Below are 20637 nucleotides of genomic sequence, written 5' to 3'. Positions count from 1 at the left end.
AGGTACCTGTGCATGGTTGAATTCAGACAATACACTACAATTGAATAAACATGAAAATGTAAAGCTGATGTACCGTGTTTTATGAATATTATACGCATAAACATTCAAAGTGTCTGAATTAACATGAATGTTTCTTGCACAGGTACCGTCAAAGTTTGTACCGACACATTTTTTGCCCTGTCACATGACTTACTAGTATACTTAATGAATAGAAGCATTCGTTCGGCTTTAAATGAGAGTTTGTAAAGAAGGTGGGGAAATTCGTGGCAATTATACAAGTGTCTCAGCGTAATGCATCGAGTTATAAGACGATACAGGCGGCAGTGGAGGCGGCTCTGCCGGGTGATACGGTGGAAGTGGGTGCGGGAATTTTTGGTGAAGAAGTAACGATTAATAAGCAGCTTGTTCTTCGAAGTGCAGCAGGTGATGCTAGCTCAGTCCGTGTGACGGGGAGTGTTCGGATTGCGACGACTGATGAAGTGCGTATTGAGTTAATCAGTATTGTAGGTGGTACTGATCCGGTTAATTGTGGTGTACATGTTGAATCAGGCGATGTGACGTTGCACGATTGTGTTTTCAGTGAGGTTCAAGGTATTGCTATGCGTGTGGATGAGGCGGCAAAAGTATCTGTGGAGCATTCGGTTTTTCAGAAGAATTTGGAGGGGATTGACGTTGTCGGGCGTCTTGCTCTGTTTGAATGCATCGTGGAGGATACGATTCAGACTGCGCAAATTCGTGTGCGGGCAGGAGGCGAAGTTGCGCTTACGGATTGCGGTATTTTAAGTGGGCAAGAAGAAGGTCTTCATTTAAATGAAACAAGTCGCGCAACGATTACGAACAGTTCATTCATCGGGAATCGTGGTATTCAACTCCGTTTGGAACAGGACAGTACGATGGATGTGGAGAGTACGAATTTTTACGTAGGACATGCGCAAGGGATTTATGGCGACCAATCAAATGGTGTGTTAAAGAATTGTGTGTTTAAACATCAACGTCTTGAACATGTGGCAGTTATGAATGGCTCGCGTATTGAAGTCGAGGCGAGTATGTTTGAAAATGGTGAAGCTGAAGGGATGGTAGTTAGTCGATCAGCGGTTGAGTTAATGAGCTCTACTTTTAAGAACCAAGTCGGCGACCACATTACGTGTAATGAACAGAGCGACGTGTCGATTCGGAAAACGCAGATCCTATCGGGGAAAGCTCGCGGGATTGTGTCTGGAAATTCTATGTGTACGCTTGTCGAATGTGACGTGAAGTACAACGAGCTTACGCAACTGTCTGCGTTTCAACAAAGTGTGTTGACGATTGCGGATTGTGAAATTGAAAGTGGAAATAATAAAGGTGTTTACGCGACGGGTAGTCGAGTTGAGATAGCGGATTCTTTAATAAGCCATCATAGTGGTGTGCAGGTTTTTGCTTCTGAACAATCTGACGTGATTTTGTCGGCGACTGAAGTGAAGAGCGGCGATAGTGCAGGAATATCCGCAAAGGAATCGGAGTTGACGGCAGCGAATTGCATCATTTTCGGTCATAAGGGATCGAATGTGTTATTAAGTGCTGCGGCGAAGGCGGATATATCGGATTGTAAAATTTCTAGTGGTGATAAGAATGGTATACTGGCGGGTCCGGAAGTCGTTGTTTCATTGGAACGGACGATTGTGTTCAATCATAAGCGCCCCCAAGTACGGGCGACGGAATGTGCGGAAGTGTTTGTGACAGAGTGTGAAATTTACGATGGTCATTCGTCTGGCATCTTTTTGAGTGAAGTGGAGCGTTCGGAAGTGACTGAAACGCGTGTACACGGCCATCAGGACGACCAAGTTATTTTGCAAGATTGTTCGGATGCTTCGTTTACGTCTATGCAAGTGTTGAATGGGAAGAAGGCTGGATTGCGTCTGGAACGTTCTGTTCCGGTGCTTAAAGATTGTTTATTTAAAGAGAACGTGGTCGGTGATTTAGTTCGCTGGGATGATAGCGTTCCTGTGTTGAGTGGGACGGATTTGCAAGTACCACCGATTACGAGTAAGTTAGGCGGCAGTGGTGGAGGTAGTGAGTCTAAAGAGGATGGACTGACTACTGATTCGATTAGCGGATTGGAAGGGTTTATTGGACTGGAAGATGTGAAGAGCAAAATCCTGGAGTTTAAAAATTTAGCAGAAATAAATCAATTCAAACTAGAGCGCGGCATGAAAGTGAATGCGATGGTTGCGCCTCATATGGTGTTTCAAGGCAATCCGGGTACGGGAAAGACAACGGTCGCCCGGCTGATTGGTTGGATTTTCAAGGAACTCGGACTTTTGAAAACGGGACACGTGACGGAAGTGAAGCGGGAGGATCTCGTTGGCACACATGTCGGAGAATCTGAAGAACGAACGAAAGTGATTATTAAGGAAGCAATGGGCGGCGTGCTCTTTATAGATGAGGCGTATACACTTGTTGCCGGAGGGAATTCGAGTAAGGATTTCGGGAAGAAAGTCATTGAAACATTGCTGCCCGCGATGGAAAATGCACGCGGTGAATTCATTGTCATCGCTGCGGGTTATACCGATGATATGGAACGTTTTTTAGCGTCTAATCCGGGTTTGAAAGACCGTTTTACGGAGAAGATTACGTTTCAAGATTATACGCCCGATGAGTTGATGGAAATTTTCTTAGCTCAGTGTGAAGGGAGTTATGCGGTGACAGATGCCGCGAAGCAAGCGATTTATGAGGAGTTCGTGGAACGTTATCGTATGCGCGATGAGACGTTTAGTAACGCGCGAATGGTGCGTATCCTTTATGAACAAATCGGACTTGCGCAATCGATGCGCATTGCGATATTGCCACGTGATAAGTGGACGGAAGCGGTTTTGACAACGTTTGAAGAGCAAGATGTTGTACAAGCGGTATCAGAGCGTGAAGAGAAGGCGTTCGAAGTGCCGATTGATGAAGTGTTGTTGGCTCAGAAACGTGCGGAACTGGATCAGTTTATCGGCCTGGAAACGGTCAAGACTGAGATTGATGAAATGATTGAATTGATGAGGTATTACAGGCGCGAAAATCAATCTGTGGATAAATTGATGAATCACACGTTGTTGATTGGTAAGCCGGGGACCGGTAAAACGGAAGTCGGTCGTGTGCTTGCAGGTATTTATCAAGCGCTCGGATTGTTGACGCGAGGCGATTTGATTGAAGTGGACCGCAGTGACTTAGTAGGTAGTCATATTGGTGAGACTGAGAAGCTGACAGCGGCGCAGATTGAACGGTCGATTGGAAGTGCGTTGTTCATTGATGAAGCGTATACACTTGCGAGTGGTGGAGAGAATGACTTTGGGAAGAAAGCTGTGGAAGTGTTGCTGAAGAAAATGTCCGATCGCCAAGGCGAGTTTTTAGTGATCGCTGCGGGGTACGAAGAGGAAATGAATCGTTTCTTGGACAGCAACGCAGGCCTTCGCCGCCGTTTCGGGCTGACGCTCCATTTTGAGGATTATACACCAGAGGAACTGATGGAAATTACGGCGTTATATATAAAAGGTTATAGTATGACGGATGAAGCGAAGCGTGCGTTGGTGCTGCATTATGAAGACGTTTACGCGCATCGGGATAGTAGCTTTGGAAATGCTGGTTTTGCGAAGAAAATCGCGCTAGAAATGACGCGCAAGGTTGATTATCGAATGGCTGTGGCAAGTAATAAGCGGGAGACGGGTGCGTCGTTGGTAAAAGAGATTACACTGGATGATTTGGTGTTTTAGGTATTTTAGGTACCTGTGCATGACACTATTCAGTTTATTCACTACAATTGTATAATAAAAGCTATGGAAAGCTGTTGTGGAAGCTTTTTATGTTAGTGTGTTAGAGTAATTATACTTAACGTTGAATTGTCATAAATGTGTGGTGCACAGGTACCTAACGAGTTTGAAAAGGAGTGGAATGTATGGTTGGAAGGAATGATCCGTGTCCATGTGGCAGCGGGAAGAAATATAAAAAGTGTTGTGAACAGGAACAAACACCTTCAAGTGAGCAGCTTGTTTCTGAAGAAGCGGAACGCGTGCTAGAAGGTTATTTCGAGTCCGTCTTTCAGGCTCCGGGAGTAATCAGTGACTTTGAGAAACAAAAGTGGCGCTGGATGAAAGTGCTCAGTGGTGTGGACAAGCCGGAAAACTGGGAAGATACGTTTGGCGAAGTATATTTATTTGTGGAACGTGCGGATTTATGGAGACGCCATGTGATGAAATGGCTTAATGGACCAACCCGTTCGGCACTCAGGGTAGTATTGGAAAGCTGGCTGGAGCCGATCTTTGTTCTTGCAAAGATAACGGCTATAGGCGATGAAATTGTGACAGTGGAACAGGTTGTAGAAAATCAGGTTTATGAATTCCCTAAGCTCCCCGACATGAATTTGCTTGTCGGTGGTGTCATTTTCGGTATGGCCTTACCGAACTCGCAATTGACGGAAAGAGCAATTGACTTCATCAGCGGGTTCGATTTTGTGCGGAATGATAATGGCCAGTTATTGAAGGAAATTGAGCAACTGGCAGACGCTAGCGGTTTATCGGATAGTCATCAGTTCTATGTCCGTCATGCCGCGGAACTTTATAAGATGATAATGACTTGGGTTCATATGCCGATAACTTCGAATTTAACTGAGGGACAGCAGAAAGCATTGAATTTTTTATTAAAAGAGATTAAAAGCTATAGCGATGATGAATTAGGTCGTGAGTTGGCGGAAGGGCTGTTTACAGGTTATTATCTTGCGAAAAAACCGAACGTCCGTAAACATGAAGGCGTGGCGGCCGCGGTTTTCTTAGTAATATATGAATTATCGCTTATTCCGAATGCTCACTTTACACAAGGGGATATCGCCAAACGATTTGGAGTTTCTGTGTCATCCATGACAAAACATTTGGATCCGCTTTACGCTATTTTAGAGGAAGTAGAACAGACATCTCAGCAAGATTCTCCAACGTTATCTTATTACGTTGGTACATTGCCACGCATGACAGAACGACCGAACTGGGAAATGTTCTGTATGTCAGAGCGAATGTCATTTGATACGTTGGAACAGGCGCAGCAGTTTTTCAGTGGGCAAGTGAATAAGCCGTTTACGCCTGAAACAATAGAAGAGAAGGCACAGGCGATTTGCTATGATGCTTATGAAGTGAAAGATGATTTTGACCGAATGCAGCAACTGGCGAAAGATGCATTGAAGCTAGACGCAGAGAGCGTGGATGCGGAGTTGTTGCTGGCGCATGCAGAAAGGTCATATGAACGGGCAGAACATCATTTGAAAGAGGCTATCCGAAAAGGGGAAAAAACATTCGATAGATCTCCGGATAATACGTGGTATCTTGTTACGAACCGTCCATATTTGCGAGCTCTTTTAGCGTATGGCGTTTCTTTATATGAAGAGGAAAGATATGAAGAAGCGTTAACCTATTTCCGGTTATTGCTGGAATTGAATCCTGATGATAACCAAGGAGTGCGCCATTTAGCAATTGCTACACAGTTGAAGAACGGTCAATTGGATCAAGCGAAGCGATTATTGGATGACCACAAGCCAACGGAAACCGATGCAGCCTATGCGTTTTTACTGTGGAAATATGAATGGTTGCGGGCGAATTCAGAAAGCACGCCAAAAATTGAACAGCTGTATCAAGCGGCACTGACTGAAAATCCTTTTGTTGAAGTTATGCAGAAAGAGGAAATGCCTACACTGCCCTACCCGCGTAATATGAATGTCGAAGCAGGAAGCATTGAAGAAGCGATGTATATTTGGTCACTTTTGTAAATTTAGTTACAAGTATTTCTAGGTGCCTGTGCAAGACTCAATTCAGTATATTCACTACAATTGCATGAAAAAAGAAAGGGAAGTCTTTGATAGAGGCTTTCCTTTCTTGTCATTTATAGTAATTATGCGTGAGGGCGAATAGTCATAAATGTGTGGTGCACAGGTACCTGCCAGTTCAGTTTGGTGGGAATTCGGTTGCGAGCGTTCCGACAATCGCTCCAATCGTCTGTCCTTTAAATGCATCTGGAATGGATTCGCCTATCGGATTTACGTAATAATAAGAATTCGTAGTTTTGTCATAAGTGAAACCCATGCTTGATAGCTTTTCTATTAAGGAATCAGGGAGGTAAGTGGACCCTGTAATTTCGACATAATAATCTGTTGGTGCAACAAACACTTCCACGTCATCCCGACTGGACGTCAGGATGATCAGATCCAAATCGCTTTTTACAATCCATTGCCCTTTCGAATTGATTGAAAGCCGAGCGTGCTCTAGACTAGAAATCCCATCAAGATTCACACCGTAGATGTGATTAATGAGAACACGGAGGTCCTTACCTGAAAGTTTGTGCTCATACATTTTGCTGTAGCTGTCCATTACATCATTTTTAGACATATTCATAATGTCCGTGTCGCGATTTGTATCATTCTTATCAAGTTTTAAGTAGAGGCGTAAAGTCTCCATGACAGCGGGGTCATATGCCGATACTGTAGTGCCGATATCCTCTTTTGAAATCAAATGTAAATCTATCCCGAAAATTTCCTTCACTGCTTTTCGAACTTCATTACCTTTCACTTTCTTTCCTAGTGTGGCTAGGTACTTGTCCATAACATCCACTTTTTTCATGTTGCTAATGACGTCATCTTTTGCCGTTGAATGCTTGTCCACTCCTAAGCTGGCACGCAGTACCTTCATAACTTTGTCGGAATATTTCTTCGTTTGCTGATCTGTTTTTGTGTTCGAAACCCCTGACGCTTCAATCGTATGTACAAAGCTAATGAGAAGTCCTGCTGTTAGCGCTAATGTTGTGATGAGCTTAGCAGCCGTGAATCTTTTCTTCATGTTCATTCCTCCAAAACAATAGTTTTCTATTAGTATAGCATTTTTTAAAAAAGGTACCTGTGTAAGACGCAATTCAGTCAATTCGATACAATTGCATATAAAAAGAAAGGAAAGCCTTTGATAGGGGCTTTCCTTTCTTGCTTTTCCTAGTAATTATACATAGTGGTGAATAGTCATAAATGTGTTGTGCACAGGTACCTAACCGAGGTACACACCCGATTCTTTAATCTTTTTTCACTTCTAACAAGCGCCAAAGGATGACGGCTGTTTCGCCGCGGGTTATTGTGCGTTTTGGTTGGAATGTGCCATCGGCGAGGCCGTTCATTAAACCTGCTGCCGATACTTTAGCTACTGCATTTTTCGCATACCCACTTATCCTTTTATCATCTTTGAAATCTTTTTTGGACTTGTCGTCTTGTACAATTTCCGGGTTTTTCGCTTCTAAGGCGCGGACTAGCATGGTTGCCATTTGCTGGCGTGTGATCATTGCGTCCGGGTCGAACTTTCCGTTTGGTTTCCCGTGAACGATTCCCGCGCGTCGAGCAGCTTCAATGTGCTGGGCTGCCTGGTTTTTTGAAGCGGTGACATCTGCAAAGTCTCCTTTGACGTCTTCAAGCGGTAACTGAAATACAGTGGAGAGCCACACTGTAAATTCCGCTCTAGTCAGCTTGGCACTTGGTGCAAACTTTTTGTCGGTTTTTTCATCGATCACAAGGCGGGAATAAAGAGAATGGATCTCGTATTTTGCCCAATGCTTGCTTGTGTCTTTGAAGTTTGGCTGCTTGCTCATGACGGTTACACGGGTTGCTTCGGTGGAAGGGAAGGTCCAATAACCGTCCTTTTGATAGCCACCTGCATAAATCCATGCGTCATTTACAAAAGCGGCACCTGTTGTGTTCCCTTTATCGATGGGTTTATTCAACTTCAGCTGAATGGCTAATGGTATTGTCATCGGCTTTCCATCCATCTTCACATGGACATCTACTGCATCTGCATATTGAACTGTTTGGTTATCAACAATTTTTTCCGTAGCAAGTGCAATTTGTACATTCATGACGTTTCCTTTCATTGAAGCGAAAACGTTAGTCGGCATGGTTACGGAATGTCCCGATTTTGTTTGGAACACGATAGGTTTCTTCAAATCTTTCAGAGCTTTGAGTACATCTTCTTTTAAAATCCACTCGATATCGCCGTCTTGCTCCGCTTGCAAAGTTATTTGTTTTGCATTTTGATTGATCATATCGAGTGACACGTGAACAGGTTTATTTTCTGTAGTTTGATCTTCCTGTTTATTGTCGTTTGGCTTAGTTGGCACTTCTTCTTTGTCTGATGGTGCCGGTTTTCCAGGGACATAAGGAATTTCCGGAATACTAGGATTTCCATTGTCACTTGGCTGATCATCCGATGGTATTTCTTCCTCTACAGGTGGATTAGGTTCGATTGGTGTATCGGGATTGCCATTCCGTTTTCCAGTAACGAACGTCCAGACTGCAGATCGGACTTGTCCGCCAAAGTCATCTGACACTTTCACATACCAGCCATGCTTCTTCTCTGGTGTGAGGTCGTTCCATGTTGTTTCTGCAATTCCGGCATGTGCCACATCTTTCTGTTTGCCTAGTTTGTTATCGGTAAAAATCTCAGCTTCGAAGAAATCTGTCGCCACAAGTTTTTCTTGCGGTTTTAGATCCAAATCAATCTTAAACTCATCTTTCCCTGGGTATTCTTCTGAACTGTAGTAATTGTACTTATCCAAATACGGTGAATACGTTTGGACATGGATTTTATTTTCGATCGGATTTACTTTCAAAAGACGCATGAAACCTTGGCCGCCTTCAGGTCCGCCTTGGTAGTCTGCAAGCATTTGGTAGACATTGCGGTCAGGTATTCCGTCTCCGTCATCATCAATCGGATCGACTAGCAGTTCACTATCGTGGTAATGCCCACTAAGGACTGCTACGACGTTCGGATTTTGAAGGATGACTTCATTGTAAATCTTATCTCCGATCGGACTGCGGTTTCCGGAAACAAGTAAGTACTCATGGAAAGATAGGAATGCCATGCGATTAGGATTTTCCGCTAATACTTTATTCAACCATGCAATGCCCTCGTCATCGACACCCCAGCCCATATAGAGCATGATGTAGTCATTTCCGTTTACGCTAATTAAATCATAGTGACCACGGTTGTTTTTGTATGATTCCCCGTAATAGGGCTGGTCTTTGTAGCGTTGCTCGCCAAAGTATTCCCCGTACTTAACATAGTCACCTGTTTTATGGCCAACGTCATGGTTCCCAGCAAGTACGCCATAAGGAACATTAGCATCTTCTAGCGTTTTCATATATTCGTCTGCGCGGTTCCATTGGATTTCCTGATCTACTTTGTCGACGAGGTCTCCTGTATGGAAAACATATTTAATATTCAAATCTTCTTTTTTCTCCACAATCCATTTCGTCATGCGGTCATAAATATAAGGATAGCTTTCCGAATAATATTGGGTGTCCGACATCCAGATGAAAGAATAGTCAAACTCTGGAGAAGTGGAAATTTCGTCTTGAATCATCACGTGGACTTTGCCATCTGTAATGTACGTATGACCTTTTACGGTTCCTGTCAATTTGAAATTCTGATTGTCCTTTGCGATCTTCCAATCTCGAAGTTCCCATTTGTTTATTTCGTTGTTCCATGTATACATGGACACTTTTCTCCCAATCAAAGACTTACCTTCCCAGTTCAAGACGATTTCATCGGTTTCATCGATCGCTTCGCCGACTTCCACTTCAAACCGCTGATAAGGGAACTGGTCTGTAGAGGATGTCTCATGATAGATTCCGTCCACTTTGGCCATTGTCTCTTTTTGTAATACAGCTGTTTCACCGGCAGGTATCATTTCATTTGGTGGTTCAACATCAGTGCTGTTTTCAAAAATCTTCACTTGTTCATCTGCAGCATTTATTTCATGACCTTCAAAGAATAGTACATCCATTGGATCTTCAGTAGGATCCGTTACACGAACTTGCAAAGATACACTGGATGGGTCAATATTCATGGTGCCGTCTTTAGGAGTAATGGCTACAGGTTCGTTTGGACTTTCATCTGTGACTGTGAAGTTCACTGTTTTGATCGTTTCATTTCCAGCCTTATCAGTTGCTATGAAAGTTGCTTTATGTGCGCCTGGTGAAAGAATTGCTGATGTTGTTGCATAAGGCAAAACGATTTCTTCTCCATCTAGTTGTGCATGTACAGAAGCGACGCCGGAGTATTCATCAGCGACTGCTGCATCAATAAGAATTTCACCTTTATACTCTTTCCCATCTTCGATTGACGGAGAAATTGTCGGTGCTTCGTTATCCACTGTAACGTCAATCTGCGTAGAATCTTGTCCTCTAGCTTCGATAATATGTTTTCCGTTAGCGACTTTTGTCGTATCCCATTTATAGGCTTTCGCTTTAAATTGTTCTTCAGGTACGCTGAAGGCGAATTCGAAAAACTCTGTAGCGCTCGCTCCGTCACCGACAAGGAGTTCCTTCTCTGGATTTGCATATTGTGGATCGTAGAGTGTCGTTCCGTCTTCCAAAACTAGTCTGACGTTTTTGATTTGGAAATCATCCCGGTTCTCTTCGGATTCCTGATCAAATGGTGAGACCTTTGTGCCTGAACGGATGGCAATTGTTGTCGCCTCCTTAGCAGTGAAATACTTCGGCTCAATCGGGATTGTCATTGTTTCATAGGTGTTTATCGTATCATCGAATATATGAATGATTTCATCACCGATGGTAACGCCATTTTTAAAATACAAGTTCACTTTTTTAACATCGAATGCGAAATAAGCTTGTCCAGAAAGTGATGGAGCTGTTAGTTTGGTTACGTCTTCATTATCAATCCATAGGGAAGAGTCGGAACCGAGTGTTTTAATAAGGGCCGTTCGTTTTAAGAGGGCACCTTGAGAAATATTTAGACCGTTTTGCTCAGTTTTTTCAGTTTTGATGTTAACAGAGGCAATCTCTGTTTTGGTTATTGATCGTCCATCCGACATTTCCAAGTAATAATTAACCGATTCATTGCCAATTAGTTCTGGAGAATAGATGACATGTGAATAGATGCCGTTACTGCTACGCGTTAAATAGATAGAACGATAGTCGGGTTCGGTAGTTGTTTTATAATAAAGTCGCACGGTTTTTACCGAAGGCCCGCTCATACTGAATTTCAAATTCAAATTCTGCTTATCATCGATGTCATCCATTGACGTTTGATCTTCGACGATCGGTGCTTCTGTTGTGTGCGGCAATTGTACTTTCACAGCGGGAACTTGAATGGATTGAACAGATCCAGGGGTAGCTGCTTCAATTCCAGGACTATATTTCACCATTGTTTTATTCCCAGCTTCGTTAGGGAACTTATAGAAGATGCCTTTGTCGGGCTTCGTATCGTCGACGTCAGGCTCGTCAAAATAGTAGGCGACGGAGATATCCTCTCCAGTATTTGTTGAAATGCTGACGCCCCGCGTACTGCTATTTGCCATGCCGCCATTATGGATTTTGACGATATTGACGTTTTCGACAAGGTTCACTCCGTAATTTGCGTTGAAATCGGCAACTGTTTTATCGCCGTTCGCACTGTTGATGACCCAGAAAACCATCGTCTCCCCTGATGGAATGATCAAATCTTGGACAGTATGACGCCAGATCAAATCTCCCCCCGGCCCTTCTGCAGGATATCGGTAGCGGATTGTATAGTCATTCAAGTTAATGTCTTCCGTCGAGTTATTATAGATTTCTATGAACTCATAACCATCAAGCTTGCCGACATTTGTGCTGTCTGGAACAAGTTCAGTGACAAGTAGATATGGGACTTGCTGTGCGTCGAAATCGGATTCTGGTGCAGATCCTGATTCAGTCAATTGGAGTTGATAGTCTTCTGTTGTTGTAACGTTTTGTCCGTCAGAGGCTTCAATCCGGTACGCAAAATGAGAAGAGATTAATTCCTCTGGACGAATTTCAATCGAATACATGCCGTCAGCTTGTTCCGTTAACTCTTTTTGGATCCATGGGCCTTCGATAGTAGTTTGATAAGATATACCGACATATTGAACGTGGCGATCATCTGTTACTTGTGCCTGAATGAACAATGGCTGATCACTTGCAGCATCTGTAATCGGTTCATGTGAAATGACAGGCGACTCCGTATCTTGTTCCACGGGCTTGCTCGGCACTTGTTCAGGGAGAATTGTGCCTGGTGTCGGCTCTGTGTTCTCTGGATAAGCGACCATGACGGAGCCATCTAAAGATGGTTTGTAAGTAATGCTTTTATGTTCAATGACTTGCTCTGGTGTATAGTCCACTTTCGAATAAACCATGCCTGACGTGCTGGCAACAGACAAAGAGCGGGCTTTTGTATTACTCATGCCATCCGACTCGATGTACGACAAATGGCTGTCTGGAAGTTGTGTTCCATATATTTGATTAAAATCCTCCCATGTCAAATCCGAATTAGCGGCATTTTTTACCCAAACGACCATCGTCTCACCGGGCAGAATCACTTTGTCCTCCACGAAGTTCCAGTCAACGGATTTGCCGTCGGGATAACCATAGATGAGCTTGAGATCTTGTAATGGAAGGGGTACTGTAAGATTGTTATAAAGCTCAATGTACTCACATGCATCAGAGTTTCCGACATTCAAGCTATTCGGCATTATTTCTGTAATGAGAACCGGAACGTCCCATCCAGTTTGCATTGAAGAATATTCAATAGGGCTATCCGCTTTGACGACAGCATGTATAATTCCGGACAATACAAGACTTCCCGCCAAAGCAATCGACAGCATAGGCTTTTTCACAACAACATCTCCTCTTTTTCTAGTAATCAACAAATCTTATTGTAGAGTTAGAATGTCAAGAGAGTGTTGAGGGATTGTAAAAGATCAGTAAATAAAGGTACCTGTGCAAGACGCAATTCAGTAAATTCACTACAATTGCATGATTATGAGACACGGATGTTGGTTTGTCGAGGTTTGTTATATATGTCCGTATAATCATACAAATTGGTTGAATTGTCGTGAATGTTTCTTGCACAGGTACCTAAAAAAGGTACCGTAAAAAATGATTGACGGAAAATAGTGAACTTTGTTATGATATTGTCAATCCCGTTGCAAGAGTGAAAATAGTAGATTACCGGGTAGAGACTATGAGAACCCGGCAAAGCCATTTGTGCAGCCTTTTAAGGCATGCATGTTATTAGGCTTTGCCGGGTTTTTGTGTTGCTTAAAAGGGGGCGAGTGGAAAGTCATAGAGGTGTAGAAGGGGAATTTTATAGGATTACATAATAAAAACTTTAAGAAAAGGGGTTTATGTATGGCATTTGATTATTTGGATACACCTGCGGATCCGAAGAAACTTGATAAATTTCAACGGAAAGTGAAGATTGTATCAGCTGGTGGAACGTTCCTGGATGGATTTGATTTGACGATTATTGCTGTAGCGATGCCATTAATTTTGAAACAGTGGAGCATTATGCCTTGGGAACAAAGTCTTCTCACAGCATCTGCGATTATCGGCTCGTTTATAGGAGCTGCATGGCTAGGTCGGTTAACAGATACATTTGGTCGGAAAGCGATGATTACCATTGATTTGTTAGCCTTTGTTTTATTTGCTGTTTTGACAGCGGTTGCACCGAATGTCCTATGGCTAATTGTTTTCAGGTTTTTACTCGGTATTGGAATCGGGGCTGATTATCCGATTTCCGCCACACTCGTTTCTGAATTTAGTTCCACCAAGAATAGGGGAAAGCAAGGGACCTTCCTTGCAGCTATGTGGTTTGTCGGTGCAGTTGTCGCCTACATGAGTGGAATACTATTTGCACCATTAGGTGATCATGCATGGCGTTATATGTTCTTACTAGGAGCTATTTTTGCTGTAATTATTTTCATCTTCCGAATTGGTCTGCCAGAATCACCTCGCTGGCTTGTTTCAAAAGGGCGTGAAGATGAAGCTGAAAAAGTTGTTTTCAATATTACTGGAAGTAAAGTGAAATTAGAGCCGGAACCGAAGTCTAAGAAGGTTCCGTTAAGCATGTTGTTCTCTAAGAAGTTGATTAAGCGTACGATTTTTGTTTCAGGTTTCTGGTTCTGTTATTCGACTTCCTATTACGGGATTTCGATGTATACACCAACAATCCTCTCTTCGTTCACGCAAGGAGATCTTCACAAAACCTATGTTGCTTCTTCGATAGTCAGTGTATTAGGTTTAGTCGGAGCAATCATTGGGATGAATCTCGTTGAGCGATGGGGACGTCGTCCGTTACTCATTACATCATTTGCTGGGTTGACGGCAGGGCTTGTAGTTCTAACATTCAATCCGCATCCAACACTTGTGTTTTTAGTCGTTCTTTTCAGTGTTTCAGTCTTGTTTGCTAACATGGGCGGAGGCATTTTAAACTTTGTTTATCCTACAGAGTTATTCCCTACAAGCCTGCGAGCAGGGGCATCTGGTTTTGCGACGTCTGTTAGTCGAATCGGCTCCATCTTAGGCGTGCTCGTGTTCCCGAATGTCGTCGCTATATGGGGGAATTCTGCAGCACTAGGCGTCTTTGCAGGTGTAGCATTAATCGGACTAATCATCACTTACACACTTGCGCCAGAAACAAAAGGCATGAAGTTGGAAGACATTAATGCCGAGTTTGAAACGGCTGGAACGATAAAATAAAGGAGGAGTTGTAGATGGAAAAGTGGTTAAGTTTATGGTCGGCAGGCCAGAAGAAGACAGTTGAAGATATGACGGCGATTCGAGAAGCGGGTTTTGACGGGGTTGAAATATGGGCGGAACATCTCACTGCTGAAAATGATATGGAACTTGCAAAAGCAGCTGGTTTGAAAATCGGTTTGCACCTTCCTTTCCATGATTTAAATCTGGCTACGCCTTTTGAAGAAGTTGAAAGCCTGATTTTCAAAATCAATGAGCAATGGCTCAAGAAGCTTCAAGAATACGGTGGCGGGCATGCTGTCATTCATGGTGGCATGGCTTGGGCTTCTGAAGGGCATTTGGAAGCGAAGGAAGTCGTCATCGATCGACTGAGCCGAATGCAGAAAATGGCTGAGGAGCTAAGCTGCACGCTATTATTTGAAAATCAGATTCCGGATAAGTTGAACTATACACATATCTATCCATCATCTGTAGATGAATGGTTGGAAATGCTGGACGAGAGTGGCACAGCCGCTTGTCTTGACACAGGGCATTTGGCGGTCCTTGGGGCGTCTTTAGAAGAAACCATTTCCCGTCTGGGTAATAGACTTGCTTCTGTCCACTTCTCTGATAATGATGCAGAAGGCGATTTACACCAATTGCCTGGGGATGGGGTTACTGGAACTAGTACGGCGAAGTTGGTGGACTTGTTACAGGAACATGACTATAACGGACCTATTGTATTTGAAATCAATCCGTATCTTTATAGTTTGCAAGATATCATCGAACACCCATCAGCAAAATAATCAAATAAACGTTGTTGCCGCGTAAGAGGAATGGGGGAGGCTAATGGAGTGGTTGCAATTAGTAGATGTTGATTTGATTACTAAACTTGGCATATCTGCTGTTCTTGGTCTGGTCATCGGATTAGAGAGAGAATTAAAGCGGAAGCCACTGGGACTGAAAACGAGTCTTGTCATTTCAATAATCAGCTGCTTGCTGACAATCGTATCTGTAGAGTCTGCCTATACATTCCCCGGGAGTGATGACGTAAGAATACAAATGGATCCTCTCAGACTTGCGGCGCAAATTGTTTCGGGCATTGGATTTCTCGGCGCAGGTGTTATTCTGCGCCGAGGCAATGAACGGATATCCGGTTTGACAACAGCGGCATTAATATGGGGGGCAGCCGGAATTGGTATAGCCGTTGGAGCGGGTTTCTATGTGGAAGCGACATTTGGTGTCCTTCTTCTGCTTATAAGCGTTGAACTACTTCCATATATGGTCAGTCGGTTCGGCCCTAAACGATTGAAAAAAAGGGATTTGACTCTGAGGATTACTGTGAATCAGCCTGAGAGTATGGAGATGGTGATAGGAGAGCTAATTAAACAGCGTTTCACCATTTCTCAAACAAGAATAAAAGACTTGCAAGTAGAAGAGCAACAGCTTTTAGAAATTAAGACGAAGGTGAATATAAAACATTCATTGCCACAAATTTACTTCATAATTAAAAATATTGAGCATGTTCAAAACGTGGAAATAATTAGTTGATAGCGAGGGGAGCAAGTTGAGAAGAGGTTATATTTTTGACTTGGATGGAACAATTTACTTGGATGATGATTTTATCCCAGGGGTTCCGGAAGCAATTCAGTCTTTGAAAACACGAGGAGACAAAGTAGTCTTCTTGACGAATAAATCTATTGCGCGCAGAAAAGATTATGTAACAAAGCTAAATGGCATGGGCATTGAAGTGGAATTAAATGAAGTAATAAATTCCAATTATATTACTGCCCTTTATTTAAAGAACGATATGGTTCCCGGTGATGCAGCTTATGTCATTGGTGAAGAACCGTTAGTTGACGAGCTTCTAGAAGCAGGCATTGAATTAGTAGAGGATGCAACAGGTGCGACACATGTCGTCGTAGGATGGGATCGGCAGTTTACCTATGAGAAGTTGAATCATGCTTTTCAAGCGTGGCGGAACGGAGCGGAAATAATTGCGACGAATCCAGATCGAACATGTCCCATACAAGGTGGGGAAATACCTGATTGCGGTGCGATGATCGGTGCTTTAGAAGGAGCGACTGGTGAGCCCGTGAAACAAATAACGGGCAAACCATCTTCTCTAATGTCGGAATACGTATTAAGTAACGTGTTGAAAATGGAGGCGGACCAATGTTATATGGTCGGCGACAGGTTGGAAACGGATATCCGAATGGCGAACGAAGCGGGCATACACTCAGTATTGGTGATGACGGGCATTACTACTGACGCCATGCTGGAAACTGCTACAGATCGTCCTTCATTTGTCTTGGAAAGTGTAAGAGATATCGCTTCTTTATAAATCGAAATTCCACATGTGCGGTTTGCCTGAAGAGACTGCTAGTGCACCGGCTTCAAGGGCAGCATGTACTTCTGAAATATCGTTAATGAGCCCACCCGCAATAATTGGGTAGTCAAGCTCCCGAGATAGTTGGTCAATCACTTTAGGAATAATACCGGGCATGATTTCCACTGCATCTGGCTTGCAAGATTTGACCATTTCGATGCCTTTATTAATAGCAGCCCAGTCTAACAGAAAAATCCGCTGGATCGTGTTAAGACCGACCTCTTTTGCCATTTTAACAATATGGCTTTTCGTTGTAATGATGCCTGTAGGATTCCAAAATTCAGCGACATAGTTCAATGCATTTTTGGAATTGGATAGTCCGTCAATAAAGTCGAGATGGAGAAAGACATGCTTGTCCGCAGCTCGAAGTTGGTGTATATAATCAGTGATTGTCATAAGGTTTCCAGTCAATAGAAAAACGATATTCGCATTAGAAGTTAGAGCGGCTTGAAGGTCCTCTTCATTTTTTACAGAGGCTATAATTTGAGATTCAACCATATCGACTAGCTTCATCTTGATTCATCCTTTCTGGTAAACGACATAATTCCATAGTACCACAAAGAAAGTAGAAAATTATAGAGTTAATAAGGTCAGAGATCAAAGAGACGACCATTGCAATCCCTGTAAAGATACAGGGTTATTGTGATGGTCATTTTTTATGGAGGAGTGTATCGAATGAAATTTTTTTCAAATAAAAATCGACAAGTATCGTTAAATGAGTTGGATGAAAAGCAATATGATGTAGTGATAATTGGCGGTGGAATTACGGGTGTCGGGATTGCACTTGATTGTGTAACGAGAGGGTTGTCATGTGTTCTTGTTGAGATGCAAGATTTCGCGGCTGGTACATCGAGTCGTTCTACGAAGCTTGTGCATGGAGGATTACGCTATTTAAAGCAATTTGAAGTTGGGATGGTTGCGGAAGTAGGGAAAGAAAGGGAAGTCGTTTATCGGAATGCACCGCATGTGACACACCCGGAATGGATGCTGTTGCCGATTTATAAGAAAGGCACATTCGGTAAATACTCCACTTCTGTTGGGTTGAAAGTATATGACTTTTTGGCTGGTGTTAAAAAGAAGGAACGCCGTAAAATGCTTAATTATAATGAAACGTTGAAGAAAGAGCCTTTATTAAAGCAGGAAAACCTTTTAGGTAGTGGCTATTACGTTGAATATCGAACGGACGATGCTCGTCTTACTATTGAAGTGGCGAAGAAGGCTGCAGAGTTAGGAGCGGATCTTATTAACTATGCAAAAGCAGAGTCGTTTGCATATGACACTAATGGATTGGTGAATGGAGTATCGATTCAAGATATGTTGACAGGGGAAAGTCACTTCATTACAGGGAAAAAGATTGTCAATGCTACGGGTCCTTGGGTGGAGGATGTCATTGGAATGGATCGGAAAATAGAAGGGAAGAGCTTGTTTCATTCAAAAGGCACTCATATCGTTATCGATAGTAGCAGATTCCCTTTGCGACAAGCGGTTTACTTTGATACGCCTGATGGTCGAATGGTCTTTGCTATTCCGCGTAATGGAAAGACGTACGTGGGTACGACTGATACTGAATATAAGGGGGACCTGCAACATCCAACCGCTACGGAGGAAGATAGGAAATATATTCTCGATTGTATTCACTTCATGTTCCCTGGGGTTCGTGTTGGATTAGAAGATATCGAGTCTTCATGGGCAGGTGTTCGTCCGCTAATTCGTCAGGAGGGAAAAGGGCCATCTGAAATATCAAGGAAAGATGAGATTTGGACGTCTTCTACCGGTTTAATTACAATTGCGGGGGGCAAATTAACGGGTTATCGAAAAATGGCTGAAACAGTGACGGATTTGCTTTGCGAGCAGTTGAAGAAAGTGGGTGTCGCGTGCAAACCTTCTATTACAAAAGAATTAAGGTTATCTGGTGGCGATTTCAAAGATCCTCTAGATTACGAGCAGTTTATTGAGAGCGAATCACAGATATTAACGAATTTAGGCGTTGCCATTGAAGATGCAAAGAGTATAGCAAGCTCATACGGGACAAATACCCGAATTATTGCTTCAATGTATGATCGATTGCTTCCGGATAGTTCACTACCATTATCCATAAAGCTGTTGCTGCATTACGGAATGGAACATGAAATGACAATGACACCATCTGATTTCTTCATTAGACGAACAGGGAATGTGTTCTTTAATATAGACTGGGTTGAAAAATGGAAGGACCAAGTGATTGCCTATATGGCTGCCAACATGGGATGGAGTGACGAAGATATAAATACCCACAAAGCCGCGCTTCACGATGAAATTCAGAATAGTTTGGGTACCTGTGTGAAGAAAGATTCTGATAATACACTACACTAAAATGAATGATGATGTATGGAAAATGTGCGGTTAAATTGTAGCATTATGTCAAGGAAACTAAAGCTGTATTAAAAGAAAAATGCTGCAGGGAAAGTATTATAAATGAATAAAGGTATTAGAGAGAATCGACTGCGTATGTGACTTGCAGATCGGTTCTTTTTTTATGGACTTTTTTAGAGATTTATGGAGTTTTGGAAAGCGGAATGGATTTTTGGATGAAGGTATGAGGTTTACATGTTAAAGATAAGTTTTTGAAGGCAATAAATTAAAGCGAAATGTTTTCGTCAAACTCGGAGCTCTCGCAAGACCCGGCATCATCAACGATTGCTGATTCATTTTTTTATTTTAGTAGAGTCTAATAAACATGCATAGTTAGGGACTTTATGCCATAAAGTAAAAAAAGAAAAATAGTAACTGCCTGGCTTTTACAAAATGGATGACAGAGCAGAGAGGTGTTTATATGCATATTTTCTTTGTGGTTACAAAGTGGGTTAAGGTTTGGTTCTTAACAATTCTTATTGCAGCTGCTTTTATTGTCTATTTAAACTTTAAAAATTCTCCGCTTCCATCGACGGATAACTCTAGTAGGTTTTCGGAAGAGTCACATGCAGAGGTGGTCACTTCATTTTTTGAAAACGTGCCAACAAAAGGTGAGTGTGAAACTGATATTCCCATTTTAAATGACGATCAATGGCTGCTTGTTTGGCATGACGAGTTTACTAATGACTGTATCGACAATTCAAAATGGAATTTAGAGAACTGGGATGCTGAGAAAAACAATGAGCTTCAATATTACATACCAGAAAATGTTGTCGTAGAAGAAGGAAGAATGCGATTGATCAGCAAGAAAGAATGGTTAGGTGATAGTGAGTATACTTCAGGCGCGGTGCATACGAAGGGAAAGTTCAATATGCTATACGGCAAAATCGAAATGCGGGCTAAACTGCCAATTGGCAAAGGTGTTTTCCCGGCGTTTTGGTTGATGGCCGACAAAGAGGATACTTGGCTTCCTGAAATAGACATAATGGAAATGTTAGGACATAAGCCTGATGAAATATGGATGGTTGTTCATTGGTTGAATGAGAATGGAAGATTGATGAGTGATTTTGATTTTTTTAAAGGTCCTGATTTTTCCGCTGACTATCATACTTTTGGAATGGAATGGACTCCTAATTCCATTACATGGTTCATAGATGGCGAAGTTCGATTCACTTCAAATGTCCATGTTCCTAAAGAGCCCATGTATATTTACGTGAATACGGCGATTGGAGGAAACTGGCCGGGGTCACCGGATTGGACAACCACGTTTCCCACTACCTTTGACATAGATTATATCCGTGTTTTTTCCTATAAAGAAAATTCATTATATGATAAGGCGTTTTGATTGAGGAGG

General features: G+C 42.6%; 11 protein-coding genes. 8 read left to right on the top strand and 3 right to left on the bottom strand.

Annotation, left to right across the window (positions count from 1 at the left end):
• Window positions 1–263: 263 nt before the first annotated feature.
• Together H9649_RS07950 and H9649_RS17835 are read left to right on the top strand one after the other, a co-directional pair.
• The gene (locus H9649_RS07950; protein ID WP_191694210.1) at window positions 264–3731 is read left to right on the top strand and encodes a right-handed parallel beta-helix repeat-containing protein; all 3468 of its coding nucleotides are present in this window, start codon (window positions 264–266) and stop codon (window positions 3729–3731) included.
• Between the two features lie 182 nt (window positions 3732–3913).
• Entirely contained in the window at window positions 3914–5767 is a 1854-nt protein-coding gene (locus H9649_RS17835; protein ID WP_225229751.1) for a tetratricopeptide repeat protein, read from the top strand.
• A gap of 175 nt (window positions 5768–5942) precedes the next feature.
• Here H9649_RS17835 and H9649_RS07940 read toward each other — a convergent pair whose 3' ends face one another.
• Window positions 5943–6830 carry a hypothetical protein gene (locus H9649_RS07940; protein ID WP_225229750.1) on the bottom strand — a complete coding sequence of 296 codons (888 nt, stop codon included), beginning with the start codon at window positions 6828–6830 and terminating at the stop codon, window positions 5943–5945.
• Window positions 6831–7053: 223 nt separating this feature from the next.
• Window positions 7054–12663 (bottom strand): S-layer homology domain-containing protein, encoded by a 5610-nt coding sequence (locus tag H9649_RS07935; protein WP_318241664.1) that lies wholly within the window; start codon window positions 12661–12663, stop codon window positions 7054–7056.
• 514 nt (window positions 12664–13177) lie between these two features.
• Here H9649_RS07935 and H9649_RS07930 point away from each other — a divergent pair.
• From H9649_RS07930 to H9649_RS07915, 4 genes are read left to right on the top strand one after another with little or no spacing between them, the layout of a single operon-like run.
• On the top strand, window positions 13178–14527 hold the full coding sequence (locus tag H9649_RS07930) for an MFS transporter (protein WP_191694209.1): 1350 nt from the start codon (window positions 13178–13180) through the stop codon (window positions 14525–14527).
• A 14-nt stretch (window positions 14528–14541) separates the two neighbouring features.
• Entirely contained in the window at window positions 14542–15309 is a 768-nt protein-coding gene (locus tag H9649_RS07925) for a sugar phosphate isomerase/epimerase family protein (RefSeq protein WP_191694208.1), read from the top strand.
• 43 nt (window positions 15310–15352) lie between these two features.
• Window positions 15353–16054, top strand: a complete 702-nt coding sequence (locus H9649_RS07920) for an MgtC/SapB family protein (RefSeq protein ID WP_191694207.1) — start codon at window positions 15353–15355, stop codon at window positions 16052–16054.
• Window positions 16055–16070: 16 nt separating this feature from the next.
• Complete coding sequence (locus H9649_RS07915; protein ID WP_191694206.1) at window positions 16071–16847, top strand: HAD-IIA family hydrolase; 777 nt, start codon at window positions 16071–16073, stop codon at window positions 16845–16847.
• Here the strand turns inward: H9649_RS07915 and H9649_RS07910 are convergent.
• Window positions 16842–17405 carry a glycerol-3-phosphate responsive antiterminator gene (locus H9649_RS07910; protein WP_191694205.1) on the bottom strand — a complete coding sequence of 188 codons (564 nt, stop codon included), beginning with the start codon at window positions 17403–17405 and terminating at the stop codon, window positions 16842–16844. The genes H9649_RS07915 and H9649_RS07910 overlap by 6 nt on opposite strands.
• 162 nt (window positions 17406–17567) lie before the next feature.
• On the opposite strand from H9649_RS07910, the gene H9649_RS07905 reads away from it, so the two are divergent.
• Both H9649_RS07905 and H9649_RS07900 read left to right on the top strand, forming a co-directional pair.
• A complete protein-coding gene (locus H9649_RS07905) occupies window positions 17568–19244 on the top strand; it encodes a glycerol-3-phosphate dehydrogenase/oxidase (RefSeq protein ID WP_191694204.1) in 1677 nt (558 codons plus the stop codon).
• 460 nt (window positions 19245–19704) lie between these two features.
• The gene (locus tag H9649_RS07900; RefSeq protein WP_191694203.1) at window positions 19705–20628 is read left to right on the top strand and encodes a glycoside hydrolase family 16 protein; all 924 of its coding nucleotides are present in this window, start codon (window positions 19705–19707) and stop codon (window positions 20626–20628) included.
• The last annotated feature ends 9 nt before the right edge of the window (window positions 20629–20637 follow it).

The organism is Sporosarcina quadrami, from assembly GCF_014836615.1.
In the GTDB taxonomy this organism is placed as follows: domain Bacteria; phylum Bacillota; class Bacilli; order Bacillales_A; family Planococcaceae; genus Sporosarcina; species Sporosarcina quadrami.
This window is presented reverse-complemented; position numbering and strand designations above follow the sequence as displayed.

Coding starts and splice junctions, on each gene's coding strand:
- H9649_RS17835 (WP_225229751.1), top strand. CDS start 3,914: ATGGTTGGAAGGAATGATCCGTGTCCATGTGGCAGCGGGAAGAAATAT.
- H9649_RS07940 (WP_225229750.1), bottom strand. CDS start 6,830: ATGAAGAAAAGATTCACGGCTGCTAAGCTCATCACAACATTAGCGCTA.
- H9649_RS07930 (WP_191694209.1), top strand. CDS start 13,178: ATGGCATTTGATTATTTGGATACACCTGCGGATCCGAAGAAACTTGAT.
- H9649_RS07925 (WP_191694208.1), top strand. CDS start 14,542: ATGGAAAAGTGGTTAAGTTTATGGTCGGCAGGCCAGAAGAAGACAGTT.
- H9649_RS07920 (WP_191694207.1), top strand. CDS start 15,353: ATGGAGTGGTTGCAATTAGTAGATGTTGATTTGATTACTAAACTTGGC.
- H9649_RS07910 (WP_191694205.1), bottom strand. CDS start 17,405: ATGAAGCTAGTCGATATGGTTGAATCTCAAATTATAGCCTCTGTAAAA.
- H9649_RS07905 (WP_191694204.1), top strand. CDS start 17,568: ATGAAATTTTTTTCAAATAAAAATCGACAAGTATCGTTAAATGAGTTG.
- H9649_RS07900 (WP_191694203.1), top strand. CDS start 19,705: ATGCATATTTTCTTTGTGGTTACAAAGTGGGTTAAGGTTTGGTTCTTA.